Below are 14,077 nucleotides of genomic sequence, written 5' to 3'. Positions count from 1 at the left end.
TGATATGTTCTAATATAAAGCTAACGGGCCCCGAAGAGTCAATCGAATTGGTGCTCAATCAGATTCATGAGCGAAATCAAGAGGATTCAAGTGCCATGTACCTCATCACCCTCGACAGCGAGACCGATTTCGAGAGCTGGCGCAAAGCCGCACGCGCACTCACGCTGCATCAGATTGCGCCGGCCGACGTGACGTGGAACGTGCAGGGCCGTGCGAAAGACAGCGTAGCGGCCGGACTATGCGAAGCGTCAAGCTTTCCGCCGACTGAAACCGACAGCACCTTCAGCGTGCCGGCCAATTTCATCGAGCTCGCCCGCGTCGCGGCTCTGCACCGCGACGATGAACGCTTTGCGCTGCTCTATCGCCTGCTGTGGCGGTTGCGGAGCGACCATGATCTGCTCGAGATCAGGACGGATCCCGACGTCGCTCAGGCGACAGCGATGGCCGGCAACGTGAAACGTGACGTGCAGCGGATGCGCGACGTCATTCGCTTCCGCGAGATCGGACGTGAGCACAAGGCACATTACGCGGCCTGGTTCGTGCCGGAGCATCACATCGTCGAATTCGCCGCTCCCTTCTTCGCGCGCCGCTACGCCGACATGCCCTGGTCGATTCTCACACCGGACATTTGCGCCCACTGGGACGGCCACGCGATCTCGTTCACGCCGGGAATCCGCCAGACCGAGATGCCCGCCCCAAACCGATTGGAGGAAACCTGGCGCCGCCACTTTCGGCCGAACCACCTGATCATGCCCGAGGCGCCGAAGCAGCGCCGCAGGAACCTGTCGGAAGCCTCGATACTTGAACCTCTGCTCGCCGACGCCGAACGCTGGACCGGCGGGCGGGTCCCCCCTTGGCCGGAGGCTCCGATGAAACGCAAATCCGCAGTCGACAATCTCGAAGCGCTGCGCGAGGAAGCCGCGCATTGCCGCGCCTGCCATCTCTACAAGGACGCGACCCAGACCGTGTTCGGCGAAGGTCCGAAGTCGGCAAACATCATGCTGGTCGGCGAGCAGCCCGGCGACAAGGAAGACCTTGCCGGCCATCCCTTCGTCGGCCCGGCCGGCCAGATGCTCGACCGTGCGCTGGAGGAGGCCGGCGTCGACCGCAAGAAGGTCTATGTCACCAACGCGGTCAAGCACTTCAAATTCGTGCCGCGTGGAAAAATCCGCCTGCACCAGAAGCCGAATACGCCTGAGATCCGCGCCTGCCGGCAATGGTATGAGCGGGAAGTTTCGGCAATCCAGCCGGATCTCATCGTGGCGATGGGCGCCACCGCGGCGCAAAGCGTGTTCGGCAAGATTACCCCGATCGGCAAGAACCGTGGCCGGCTCATAGACCTTCCCGACGGACGTAAAGCGCTCGTGACGGTGCATCCGTCCTATCTGCTGCGGCTGCCCGATCCGCAAGCCAAGGTGCTGGCGTATCAGCGCTTTGTCGAAGATTTGAAGATCGCCGCCGGCTTGCAGAAGAAGGCCGCACGGGCTGCCTGAATACTGGCGGGAAAACGGTTTTCACGCGGCGGTTGTCATCCGGCCTTCAAATCCATCGCGGACAATACCCTTACTTTAAAGTTAAGGGGCGTCCAGACATGACCGATGTTGCATTCGACCGCGCGGTAGCAGATCCCACACCCGTCCAGCCGGCCTCGCGGCCAAATCTCGACAAGGGCTTCAATCCGCTGACGATGATCCTGTTCTTCGGTATCCTCGCCGCGGGCCTGCTGTTCGTCGCCTACAGCATCTATGCCGACGTCAGCGCGACCGGCACCAAGGTCACGACCTATCTGCCCTACATCCTCCTGTTCGTCGCCTTGCTGATCGCGCTCGGCTTCGAATTCGTCAACGGCTTCCACGACACCGCCAATGCGGTGGCGACCGTGATCTACACTCACTCGCTGCCGGCTGAAGTCGCGGTGATGTGGTCGGGCTTCTTCAACTTCCTCGGCGTGCTCTTGTCCTCCGGTGCGGTCGCCTTCGGCATCGTCTCGCTGCTGCCGGTCGAGCTGATCCTCCAGGTCGGCTCCAGCGCCGGTTTCGCCATGGTGTTCGCGCTGCTGATCGCCGCGATCCTGTGGAATCTCGGCACCTGGTTCTTCGGCCTGCCCGCCTCTTCCTCGCACACGCTGATCGGCTCGATCATCGGCGTCGGCGTCGCCAACGCCGTCATGCGCGGCCGCGACGGCACCTCGGGCGTGGACTGGACCAAGGCCACCGAGATCGGCTACGCGCTGCTGCTGTCGCCGCTGTTCGGCTTCATCTGCGCCGCCACGCTGCTACTGCTGCTCAAGTTCATCGTGCGCAACCCGGCCCTCTACGCTGCGCCCGAAGGCAACAAGGCGCCGCCCCTCTGGATCCGCGGCCTCTTGATCGCAACCTGCACCGGCGTCAGCTTCGCGCACGGCTCCAACGACGGCCAGAAGGGCATGGGCCTGATCATGCTGATCCTGATCGGCACCGTGCCGACGGCTTACGCCCTCAACCGCGCGCTGCCGGAATCCCAGGTCGTCCAGTTCCAGAAGACCTCGGATGCCGCCGCCAAGGTGATCTCCGCGAAGGGCGCCGGCCACAGCATCATCGGCGATCCCCGTCCGGCCGTGACGCAATACATCACGCTGCGCCACATCAACGAGGGCACCTATCCCTCGCTCGCCGTGCTGGTGAAGGACGTCGGCAATCAAGTCGCCCAATACGGCTCGCTGAACAAGGTCCCGGCGGAAGCCGTCGGCAACACCCGCAACGACATGTACATGACCTCGGAAGCGATCCGCTTCCTGATGAAGGACAAGGAGAACGATCTCAGCAAGGAGGAGATCGCGACCCTGAACGCCTACAAGGGCTCGCTCGACGCCGCCACCAAGTTCATCCCGAACTGGGTGAAGATCGCGGTTGCCATCGCGCTCGGCCTCGGCACCATGATCGGCTGGAAGCGCATCGTCATCACCGTCGGTGAGAAGATCGGCAAGAGCCATCTCACCTATGCGCAAGGCGCCTCGGCCGAACTCGTCGCCGCCGCAACGATCGGCGCCGCCGACGTGTTCGGCCTGCCGGTCTCCACCACCCACGTGCTGTCGTCCGGCGTCGCCGGCACCATGGCCGCGAACGGCTCGGGCCTGCAATGGTCGACCATCCGCAATTTGCTGATGGCCTGGGTGCTGACGCTGCCCTGCGCGATCATGCTGTCGGCCACGCTCTACGTGATCTTCTCGCGGATGTTCTGAGCGATCGCATTACTCTAAGACAAAGGGCCCGTGCGATGCACGGGCCCTTTTCATCTCTGCTTCGGCTTCGGCCTTACGACGCCGCGAGCGACTCCTCGACCAGCTTGACCCAGTAGGACGTGCCGAACACGATCGCCTCGTCGTTGAAATTGTAGGCGGGGTGATGCAGGCCGGCGCTGTCGCCGTTGCCGCAGAAGATGAAGGCGCCGGGCCGGGCTTCCAGCATATAGGCGAAATCCTCGCCGCCCATCAGCGGCGGCATCTCGTGCACATTGGCTTCCCCTGCGACCTGCCTGGCGATGCGCCGCGCCACCTCGGTCTCCGCCGCATGGTTGTTCACGACGGGATAGTTGCGCTTGTAATGCAGGTCGATCTTGGCACCCGTGATCTGGGCCACGCCCGCGACCACCTCGTGCACACGCTTCTCGATCAGCTTGCGCACCTCCGGCGACAGGGTGCGGATGGTGCCCCTCAGTGTCGCCGTTTGCGGAATGACGTTGCGGGCATTGCCGGCGTGGAATTCGCAGATCGAGATCACGGCCGATTCCAGGGGATCGACGCTGCGCGCCACGATCGACTGCAAGGCGGTGATCACCTGCGCGCCGACCAATACGGAGTCCACGCATTTGTGCGGACGCGCGGCATGGCCGCCGAGACCCTCGATCATGATGTCGACCTCGTCGGTCGCCGCCATGATCGGACCGGGCCGGATCGCGAACGAGCCGATCGGGATGCCGGGGCCATTGTGCATGCCGTAGACCTGCTCGATGCCGAAGCGCTCCATCAGGCCGTCCTTGACCATGGCAGCGCCGCCGGCGCCGCCCTCTTCGGCCGGCTGGAAGATCACCACGGCATCACCGGCGAAGTTGCGGGTCTCGGCGAGGTAGCGCGCTGCCCCGAGCAGCATCGCGGTGTGGCCGTCATGGCCGCAGGCGTGCATCTTGCCCGGCGTCTTGGAGGCGTAAGGAAGGTTGGTCTGCTCCTCGACCGGCAGCGCATCCATGTCGGCACGCATGCCGATCACCTTGAGCCCCTCGCCGGCCGGCTTGCTGCCCTTGATCACGCCGACCACGCCGGTCTGGCCGAGCCCGGTCACGACCTCATCGCAGCCGAACTCGCGCAGGCGGTCCGCAACGAATGCTGCGGTGCGGTGAACGTCATAAAGCAGCTCGGGATGCTCATGGATGTCCCGGCGCCAGGCCTGAATATCGGGTTGAAGGTCGGCGACGCGGTTCACGATGGGCATGGAGGGTCTCGAACTTTGTTGGGATAGAGGACTGTCTAGCATGCAAGCGTCGGTCCACCTAACTCCCGCCGAACAAGGGTCGCCCTGTGCTCTCGTCATGGCCGGGCTTGTCCCGGCCCGCCGCGTCTGCCTATTAGGACAGAACGTTAAGTGACCATCCGGGTGGAAGCAGAATGCCGAGGCGGCTCGAAGGTGAGTTTGACTATATCGTCGTCGGAGCCGGTACGGCAGGCTGTATCGTCGCCAACCGGCTGTCGGCCGATCGCAATAACCGCGTCCTCGTCCTCGAAGCCGGCGGCGACGACAACTGGATCTGGTTCCACATCCCGGTCGGCTATCTCTTCGCCATCGGCAATCCGCGCTCGGACTGGATGTTCAAGACCGAGGCCGAGCCGGGCCTGAACGGCCGTTCGCTCGCCTATCCCCGCGGCAAGGTGATCGGCGGCTGCTCGGCGATCAACGCCATGATCTCGATGCGCGGCCAAGCCGCCGACTACGATCACTGGCGCCAACTCGGCATGACCGGTTGGGGCTATGACGACGTGCTGCCGCTGTTCAAGCGGCTGGAAGATCACTTCCTGGGCGCAAGCGAGCATCACGGCGCGGGCGGCGGCTGGCGCATCGAGGCGCCGCGGCTGTCCTGGGATATTCTCGATGCCGTCGGCGACGCCGCGGAGGAGATGGGCATCAAGCGCATCCCGGATTTCAACACCGGCGACAACGAAGGCACCAGCTATTTCCACGTCAACCAGAAGCGCGGTCGGCGCTGGTCCTCGGCGCGCGGCTTCCTCAAGCCGGCCTTGAGGCGCCCGAACCTGCGGCTCGAGAAGCACGTGCTGGTCGATCGCCTCATCATCGAGCAAGGCCGCGCCATCGGCGTGCGCTTCATCCAGAACGGCGAGATGATCGAGGCGCGTGCGAAACGCGAGGTGATCCTCTCGGCCGGCGCGATCGGCTCGGTGCAGGTGCTGCATCGCTCCGGCATTGGCCCTGCCGACTGGCTGTCGCCGCTCGGCATCGACATCGTCATGGACAAGCCCGGTGTGGGGCACAATCTGCAGGACCACCTGCAGCAGCGTGCGATCTACAAGGTCGAGGGCGTGCGCACGCTGAACGAGACCTATTACAATCTGTTCCGGCGCGGCCTGATGGGGCTCGATTACGCTTTCCGCCGCCGCGGCCCGCTGACCATGGCGCCGTCGCAGCTCGGCATTTTCACCCGCTCGGATGCGACGCGCGCACGCGCCAACATCCAGTTCCACGTGCAGCCATTGTCGCTCGACAAGTTCGGCGATCCCCTGCACCGCTTCCCCGCCATCACGGTGAGCGCCTGCAATCTGCAGCCGACCTCGCGCGGCACCGTGCGGCTGCGCTCGGCAAGCCCGGACGAGAAGCCGATCATCGCGCCGAATTATCTGTCGACCGACGACGATCGCCAGGTCGGCGCCGATGCCATCCGCACCACCCGTCGCCTGATGCAGCAGAAGGCGCTCGCCAAATATCGCCCGAGCGAATATCTGCCCGGTCCCACCGTCGGCGACGACGATGCCTCGCTCGCCAAAGCCGCGGGCGATATCGGCACCACCATCTTCCATCCCGTCGGCACCGCGAAGATGGGCGCGGTCAGCGATCCGATGGCGGTGGTCGACGAACGCCTGCGCTTCTACGGCCTCGACGGTTTGCGCATCGTCGATGCCTCGATCATGCCGACGATCACCTCGGGCAACACCAACACGCCGACCGCGATGATCGCGGAGAAGGGCGCGGCGATGATCTTGGAGGATGCGAAGTGACCGGCGTAGCCCGGATGGAGCGAAGCAACACTGCTCCCGGATTACGCTGCGCTCCATCGTCTCCGCGGAGGCTTCGCTCGCAATGACGGTCGCCGAGATAGATCGGCGAAACTACGCCGACCTTCTCACCGCGTTGTCGACCAGTGTCTTGCCGAGCGACCAGATCGCGCCGGGGACCTTGTGGCTGCCGGCGATGACGTCGTCGAAGGCGCGCTCGATCCAGCTGCAGTCTTCTTCGGTGATAGTCAGCGGCGGCAACAGCTTGATGGTGTGGCTGCCGTGACCGGCGACCTGGGTCAGGATCTTGTGATCCTTGAACAGCGGCACGGTGATGAGCTGGCAGAACAGGCCCTTGTTGGCCGCCTCCAGCACGTTCCAGGAGGCGCGGAGCCGCAGCGACTTCGGCGGGCCGAACTCGACGCCGATCATCAGGCCCTTGCCGCGCACTTCCTTCATCAGCTCGTAGCCGGGCACCATGCGCGTCAGCGCGAGGCGCAGCTCGGCGCCGCGCTTGGCGGCGGACTCGATCAGCTTCTCGGACTCCATGACGTCGAGCGTGGCAATGCCCGCAGCCATGGCGAGGTCGTTCTTGGAGAAGGTGGAGCCGTGCACGACCGCACGGTCCATCTGGTTGAAGATCTTGTCGAAGATGGCCTTGCGCGTCAGCACCGCACCGACCGGCACGTGGCCGCCGGACAGCGACTTCGACAGCAGCACCATGTCGGGCTCGACGTTCCAGTGCTCGACCGCGAGGAAGCGGCCGGTGCGGCCCATGCCGGTCTGGATCTCGTCGGCGACGAACAGCGTGCCGTATTTCTTGCAGAGCGCGGCCGCGCCGGGCAGGAACTCGTCGGTGGGCATGTTGACGCCCTTGCCTTGAATCGGCTCGACGACGAAGGCCGCGACCTCGCGCGAGGCCAGCGCCTTTTCGAGCGCGGCCAGATCGTTGAACGGGACCGGAGTGCAACCCGGCAGCAGCGGCTCGAAGCCGGTGCGGAAGTTCGAATCGCCCGTCAACGACAGCGCGCCATAGGTCAGGCCGTGATAGCCGTGGGCGCAATAGACGATGCCGGGGCGGCCAGTGGCGCCGCGGGCGAACTTGATTGCGGCCTCGACGCATTCGGCGCCGGAATTGGCGAAGAACGCCTTGTCGAGATAGGGAACGTATTTCAGGAGCCGCTCGGCGAGCACGCCGGCGAGCACCGAGACGTCGAACTGGACGAGATTGGGCAGGTCGGCGTCGAGCACGCTCTTGAGGGCCTCGCGCATGACGGGATGGTTGCGCCCGATCGCAAACACGCCAAAGCCGGACAACAGGTCGAGATAGCGCGCGCCCTCGCGGTCGTAGAGATACTGCCCCTGCCCCTTCTGGAAGCCGACGTCGTAACCGATGGTCTTGAGGACCCGAACGAACTGCTCGTTCAGATGCCGATTATGCAGGGCGCTACGCTGGGCCTGACGGTCCGCGAATAGCTGAGACATGTCTGGATTTGGACTGTGCATCCGCTACATACTTCGGTTGAGGGCCGTTTCGTCAACTGAAAACGGACCGTTCCTGAAAACGGTTTGTGCGGCCTTTTGCCCTTTTTCGGACCATCTTCGCAAGCACAGCTTTAGACCATGTTGCACTGCCGAGGAACTATCATGCGTTTGGCCCTTTACACCGGAATAATACTGGCTGGTGGTTACACCTGCCTGACCCCCGCGCTCGCTGCCGATCCCACCGGCGACTGGCGAGTTGCCGACGGCGTCGCCAACATTCGTGTCGCCCAATGCAATGGCAGCATGTGGGGCGCGGTTTCCTGGGAAAAACAGCCCGGCGGCCGCGACGAGAACAACCCGGATGCCTCGAAAAAGAACAGGCCGACGCTCGGCATGGCGACGCTGATCGACATGAAGAAGAAGCCCGGCGCCGATCAATGGGAAGGGCAGGTCTACAACGCCAAGGACGGCCAGCTCTACAGCGCAACCATCACGCCTGCCGGCAGCGACCAGCTCGAGATCAAGGGCTGCGTGATGGGCTTCCTCTGCGGTGGCGAGACCTGGACCCGGGTTGGCCCGCCCATCCCCTTGAGCACCGCCAATGCCATGGCCAAGGGCGCGCCCAAATCCGCCGGCGCGGCGCCGAAAGCCGCAGGAGCGACGGTCGCAGCTGCGCCTGCGCCTGCAGCTCCGAAGTCCGCCGGCGCAGCCAAGCCCGGTCAGAAGGGCGCCGCCGACCCGGTCGGCGACATCTGCCTACTCCCTGAGATTGCGGGGTTTGCCCATTAGGGCCGGCTGGAACAGCAGCACGGCCGCGAGCGTCGTCACCAGCGAGAGCGCCAGCAGCTTGCCCATGCTGGACGTGCCGGGATGGCTCGACAGCCACAGGCTGCCGAACGCGGTCGCCGTCGTCAGCGCGCTGAAGAAGATTGCGCGCGTGAGGCTGGTCTGCAGCAGGTTTGTCCTGCCCGAGCGCCAGGCCACGACATAATAGATCTTGAAGGCGACGCCGACGCCGAGCAGCAGCGGGAATGCGACGATGTTGGCGAAGTTGAGCGGCAGACCGATCAACACGCAGATCTCGAGCGTCACCGCGCCCGCAACCAGGAGCGGCACCAGCGTCATCAGCACGTCGACGAACCGGCGCAGCGTGACCCACAGCAACAGGCCGATCACCAGCAGCGCATAGATGCCGGCGTGGATGAACGCCCGCACCACGGTGTCGCCGGATTTCAGGATCGAGACCGGCCCGCCGATCGCGGTCGGCTCGGCAACGAGCACCGCCGCCGCAAATTTGCGCAGCGTGTCGTTGTCGTTGGGATCGCCCTTGGGCAGCGCCTCGACGCGGATGACGCCGTCCTTGCTCTTCCAGCCGCTGACGAGATCGGGCGGCAGTGACTTCAAGGTGACAGGCTCGGCCTGCATCGCGCTCCTGAGCTGGTCGAACACGATCTTCATCGGCGTGACGAACACGTCCTGCGCCTTGCTGCGCGTGGCCTCGTCGCCATTGGCGAGCTTTTCGAGCGCGTCCGCCAGACGGCGCGAGGCGACCGCACCCGGGCCCTTCGCATCGCCGGCGGTCCGGCGCAGATTGTCGACCGAGGACTTCAGCGCTTCGACGTTTTCCTGATCCGTCGGCGCCGCGTCGATCTGGTCGGGATTGAGTGCGGGGTTCAGCACCTTGGCGCCCTGCGCGAGAAGCTTCAGCTTCGGCGGCTGGTCCTGCGGCACGAAGCTGTTGAGCGACATCACCCTGAGCACCTCAGGCACCTTCTCCAACTTCGCCTCGACCGCCCTCGCCTGCTCTTCCGACGTGGTCATCACGTTAATCGCATTGGCGCCGGTGTTGGGGTCCTTGCGCAAATCGAGGAAGGTCGCGATCGATTCCGCGTGCGGATTGCGCAGGTTCATCGGGTTAAAGTCGAACTTCATGAAGTAGAGCAGCGGCAGGCCGCCGAGCGCCAGCAGCAACGTGCCGCCGACGATCAGCACACGGTGTTTCTCCAGGAAGTGATCGAGCGGCGCCAGGAAGGCATAGCCGACCGGCTCCTTCTCGCCGGGCGGATTCAGCAGCTTCAGCATGGCCGGCAGAACGGTGATCGACGAGAGGAACGCCACCAGCATGCCGACGCCGGCGATCTGGCCGAGCTCGGCGATGCCCTTGTAGTCGGTCGGCATGAAGCAGAGGAAGCCGGCGGCCGTCGCCATCGCGGCGAGCGACAGCGGCACCGCCGAGCGCTTGGCCGCCAGCACCAGCGCGCCCGCCAGATCGTTGTGCTTGAAGCGCTCCGAGCGATAGCGGACGCTGTACTGGATGCCGAAATCGACGCCGAGGCCGACGAACAGCACCGCGAACGCGATCGACAGCAGATTGAACGATCCGACCATCATCAGGCCGGCCGCGGTCGTGATCGCAAGGCCGACGAAGAGATTGACGAACACGGCGAAGATGATCTTCGCCGAATGCAGCGCCAGCCACAGGATGACCAGCACCACGAGAACCGTGCCGACGCCGTTGATGACGGCGCCCTCCTGGACGGTGGCGTATTCCTCGTTGGCGATCGGGACCGGCCCGGTCAGCCGCACCCGTGCCTGGTATTTGCTCGGAAAATCCAGATCGGCTGCGGCCTTGCGGATCGCATCGGTAGCGCCCTTGCCGGGCTCCAGCGCGTTGTAGTCGAGGATCGGCTTGAACTCGATGAAGGCGCGCTTGTCCGAATCCTTCAGCGGCTCGTCGCTGACGAGCTCGCGCCATGAGAAGCTCGCTTGACCCTTGTTGAGCACGGTCTCGACGGTCTGCGCGATCAGGTTGAAAGGCCGCTCGGTGTTGTCGAGCTTGACCTGACCGCGCTTGACGCCGGCAAGGCCCGTCTCCAGCGCGCCGGTCAGACCGCGGATCGAGGGATCGCCGGCCATGATCTCGATCAGGGGCGCGGCGGATTCGAACTGGCCGGTGATCTTACCGACCTCCTCGGTCGGCAGGAACAGCAGGCCGTTCTTTTCGAAGAACTCGCCGCTGCCGAGCTGCTGCATCGACTGGAAGTTGGTCTTGTCGTCCTTCAGCTTGGCATAGAGTGCGTCCGACGCCGCGCTCGCCATTTCGGGCGTCTTGGCCTCGACGACCGCCGTGATCGTCGCATCTCGGTCGAAGGCCCGGTCGAACTGCTGGTCGCGCTGGCGCCAGTCCAGATTCTGGGCAATCAGCGAATTGATGTCGGTGTTGATGGCGAAGTGCTGGGACGCGTAATGGCCCGCGGCCACTGCCAGCAGGAGCCCGAGAACGACGACGAGCGGGGCAAACCGGGTGCAGGCCCTGACGATGGCAACGACGACGCTTTGCAGCACTTCTTTTCTTTCTGCGGTTAACAGCTTGCCGGAAACGCCCGCTGTTTATCGGAGTTCCCGGGCGAAACCTATTGCTGTTTTGGGCGGTTCTCGCCGCAACAATGTTCGAGGTAAACGGCGGGAGACCGGGGCAAAATCATGCGGGGGCGTCGGTATAGCCGGGGAGTTGAGGCGGGAAAGTGACGAAGGGCTGGGCAGAGATATTGCCCAGCTTGCAGGCCATAATCACCCTACTATATTACCTTAAACTTGACCCCGGAGGCCCTGAGGTTTCATTCGACCTTTCCTTGCTGCCGATTTTTTGACACAAAGTCTTGTGCCTCCATGCGCCGGAGCCCCGACGAGGGTGGGTGGCTACCGCGTGCGCGAACCAATGGTGCGGATATTGCAACTCATTGGTCAGTATCGGGGTGCCGCCGGGGACTTGCGAAGCGGATTGGTGCAACTTGCGTGATGGGCGACCAATGGAAGTTTATCTGGCGCAACCGCGCGGCTTCTGCGCGGGGGTGGTGCGTGCAATCGAGATCGTGGAACGGGCGCTGGAGAAGTACGGCCCGCCCGTCTACGTGCGCCACGAGATCGTGCACAACAAATACGTCGTCGAGAGCCTGAAGAACAAAGGCGCAATCTTCGTCGAGGAGCTGTCGGAGGTGCCGCCGAAGGCCGTCACGGTGTTCAGCGCCCATGGTGTCGCCCGCAGCGTCGAGGAAGAGGCCGCCGCGCGCGACCTTCCGGTGCTCAATGCCACCTGCCCCCTGGTCACGAAAGTTCACAATCAGGGGAAGCGTTACATCAGCAAGGGCCGCACCCTGATCCTGATCGGCCATGCCGGCCACCCCGAGGTCGAGGGCACGATGGGCCAGGTTCCCGGCCCCGTGCTGCTTGTCCAAAGCGTTCAAGAGGTTAAGGCCTTGACGCTGCCGGCAGATGCGCCAGTGGCCTACATCACCCAGACCACCCTGTCGGTCGACGATACCAAGGACATCATCGCGGCTCTCCAGGAGCGCTTTACAGACATTCAAGGTCCGGATATCCGGGATATCTGCTATGCGACACAGAACCGCCAATCTGCGGTAAGGGACTTGAGCAAGCTGGTCGACGTGATCTTGGTGGTGGGCGCTGCCAACAGCTCGAACTCGAACCGGCTTCGCGAAATCGGCACCGAAGCCGGCGTCGCGAGTTATTTGATTGACGACGGCAGCAAGCTCAATCCGGAGTGGTTGAAAAATGCCAGGACCGTCGGCATCACGGCCGGCGCTTCGGCGCCTGAGGTACTCGTGGATGACGTGATCGAAGCGATGCGGCGGATCGGACCGGTCAAGGTCCAGGTGCTGCCGGGCCGCGAGGAAAACATCGAATTCCGGCTTCCGGCCCAACTGGCTGCGAGCTGACCCACCCGAATTGAAAAGCCCAGAAAGAAACTTGTAATGGCCATCCCCTTCTTCAAGGAAATGCGTATCGGCGGCTATTTGCTCAAGCAGAAACTGCTTGGCCGCAAACGCTATCCGCTCGTGCTGATGCTGGAGCCGCTGTTTCGCTGCAACCTCGCCTGCGTCGGCTGCGGCAAGATCGATTATCCGGACGCGATCCTCAACCGCCGCATGACCGCGCAGGAATGCTGGGACGCGGCCGACGAGTGCGGCGCGCCGATGGTCGCCATTCCCGGCGGCGAGCCGCTGATCCACAAGGAGATCGGCGAGATCGTGCGCGGCCTCGTCGCGCGCAAGAAGTTCGTCTCGCTCTGCACCAACGCGCTGCTGCTCGAGAAGAAGCTCGATTTGTTCGAGCCCTCCCCCTATCTGTTCTTCTCCGTCCATCTCGACGGCCTGAAGGACCATCACGACAAGGCGGTGTCGCAAAAGGGCGTGTTCGATCGCGCCGTCTCCGCGATCAAGGCGGCCAAGGCGCGCGGCTTCACCGTCAACGTCAACGCCACCATCTTCGACGGTCACCCGGCCGAGGAGATCGCGAAATTCCTCGACCTCACCGTCGAGCTCGGCGTCGGCGTCTCGATGTCGCCGGGCTACGCCTATGAGCGTGCGCCGGACCAGGAGCACTTCCTCAATCGCACCAAGACCAAGAAGCTGTTCCGCGACGTCTTTGCGATGGGCAAGGGCAAGAAGTGGAATTTCATGCATTCCGGCCTGTTCCTGGACTTCCTCGCCGGCAACCAGGAATACGAGTGCACGCCCTGGGGCATGCCCGCGCGCAACATCTTCGGCTGGCAGAAGCCCTGCTACCTCCTCGGTGAAGGCTACGCGAAAACCTTCAAGGAGCTGATGGACACCACCGATTGGGAAACCTACGGCACCGGCAAATACGAGAAGTGCGCCGACTGTATGGCCCATTGCGGCTACGAGCCGACCGCGGCGACCGCAGCCTTCAACAACCCGCTGAAGGCGATGTGGGTGTCGCTGCGCGGCGTCAGGACCTCGGGTCCCATGGCGCCGGAGATCGACATGTCCAAGCAGCGCCCGGCGCAGTACATCTTCTCCGAGCAGGTCCAGAAGAAGCTCTCCGAGATCCGCAAGGACGAAGCCGCCGCCGCGCAGGCGAAGGCCGCGCAGAAGGCTTCGACCGCGGCGTAAGCGGACGCGATCATCTCTCACGACCAAGGCTCGGCCGCGATCGCGACCGGGCCTTTTCTTTCGAGCAAGTCTCGTGGGGCTTGGAGGCACGCTGTCTAACCCAGCGTCATTGCGAGCGCAGCGACTTGTCCGCCGAAGCCTTGGCGAAGGCGGAAGCAATCCAGACTGCCTCCGCGGAAAGATTCTGGATTGCTTCGTCGCAAGGGCTCCTCGCAATGACGGAGTATGCAGCACCAGCTTGCTCTTCCATGCGCTCTCTTCATCCCAGACACACATCCGCGTTCTCGCGGCGCTTTTCGCCCGAGTCTTGCTCGTGTTCACCGCCCTCGAAAGACCAGAGGACGCAGGGAAGGCCGGGCGCCGGCGGCACCCGCAATCCGTGCGCAAACAAAAGATGCACACG

9 protein-coding genes are annotated in these 14,077 nt (G+C 64.0%); 6 read left to right on the top strand and 3 right to left on the bottom strand.

The genetic code is table 11. The features are described 5' to 3' along the window. The first annotated feature begins 95 nt into the window (after nt 1–95). Nucleotides 96–1,493 (top strand): UdgX family uracil-DNA binding protein, encoded by a 1,398-nt coding sequence (locus tag IVA79_RS30315; protein ID WP_247560023.1) that lies wholly within the window; start codon nt 96–98, stop codon nt 1,491–1,493. A gap of 98 nt (nt 1,494–1,591) precedes the next feature. Beyond that, nucleotides 1,592–3,220, top strand: a complete 1,629-nt coding sequence (locus IVA79_RS30310; RefSeq protein WP_247560021.1) for an inorganic phosphate transporter — start codon at nt 1,592–1,594, stop codon at nt 3,218–3,220. A gap of 73 nt (nt 3,221–3,293) precedes the next feature. Here the strand turns inward: IVA79_RS30310 and IVA79_RS30305 are convergent, their stop codons facing one another. After that, entirely contained in the window at nt 3,294–4,466 is a 1,173-nt protein-coding gene (locus IVA79_RS30305; RefSeq protein WP_247560019.1) for a M20 aminoacylase family protein, read from the bottom strand. Between the two features lie 173 nt (nt 4,467–4,639). On the opposite strand from IVA79_RS30305, the gene IVA79_RS30300 reads away from it, so the two are divergent. Then, complete coding sequence (locus IVA79_RS30300; RefSeq protein ID WP_247560017.1) at nt 4,640–6,259, top strand: GMC family oxidoreductase N-terminal domain-containing protein; 1,620 nt, start codon at nt 4,640–4,642, stop codon at nt 6,257–6,259. A 111-nt stretch (nt 6,260–6,370) separates the two neighbouring features. On the opposite strand, the gene hpnO is transcribed toward IVA79_RS30300, so the two are convergent. Next, a complete protein-coding gene (gene hpnO, locus IVA79_RS30295) occupies nt 6,371–7,762 on the bottom strand; it encodes an aminobacteriohopanetriol synthase HpnO (protein WP_247560015.1) in 1,392 nt (463 codons plus the stop codon). A gap of 141 nt (nt 7,763–7,903) precedes the next feature. Between hpnO and IVA79_RS30290 the strand changes: the two genes are divergently transcribed. Then, nucleotides 7,904–8,530, top strand: coding sequence for a DUF2147 domain-containing protein (locus IVA79_RS30290; protein WP_247560013.1), 627 nt, complete (start codon nt 7,904–7,906; stop codon nt 8,528–8,530). On the opposite strand, the gene IVA79_RS30285 is transcribed toward IVA79_RS30290, so the two are convergent. Next, nucleotides 8,498–11,086, bottom strand: coding sequence for an MMPL family transporter (locus IVA79_RS30285; protein WP_247560011.1), 2,589 nt, complete (start codon nt 11,084–11,086; stop codon nt 8,498–8,500). The two genes, IVA79_RS30290 and IVA79_RS30285, sit on opposite strands and share 33 nt — an antisense overlap. A 464-nt stretch (nt 11,087–11,550) precedes the next feature. Between IVA79_RS30285 and ispH the strand changes: the two genes are divergently transcribed. Then, complete coding sequence (gene ispH / locus IVA79_RS30280; protein WP_247560009.1) at nt 11,551–12,477, top strand: 4-hydroxy-3-methylbut-2-enyl diphosphate reductase; 927 nt, start codon at nt 11,551–11,553, stop codon at nt 12,475–12,477. 36 nt (nt 12,478–12,513) lie between these two features. Further along, nucleotides 12,514–13,674 (top strand): adenosyl-hopene transferase HpnH, encoded by a 1,161-nt coding sequence (gene hpnH / locus IVA79_RS30275; RefSeq protein ID WP_247560007.1) that lies wholly within the window; start codon nt 12,514–12,516, stop codon nt 13,672–13,674. Nucleotides 13,675–14,077 lie beyond the last annotated feature (403 nt).

Origin of the sequence: Bradyrhizobium sp. 138 (genome assembly GCF_023074075.1) — a bacterium.
Taxonomy (GTDB): Bacteria; Pseudomonadota; Alphaproteobacteria; order Rhizobiales; family Xanthobacteraceae; genus Bradyrhizobium.
The sequence above is the reverse complement of the archived record's forward strand: the minus strand, read 5'-3'. Positions and strand labels throughout refer to the sequence as shown.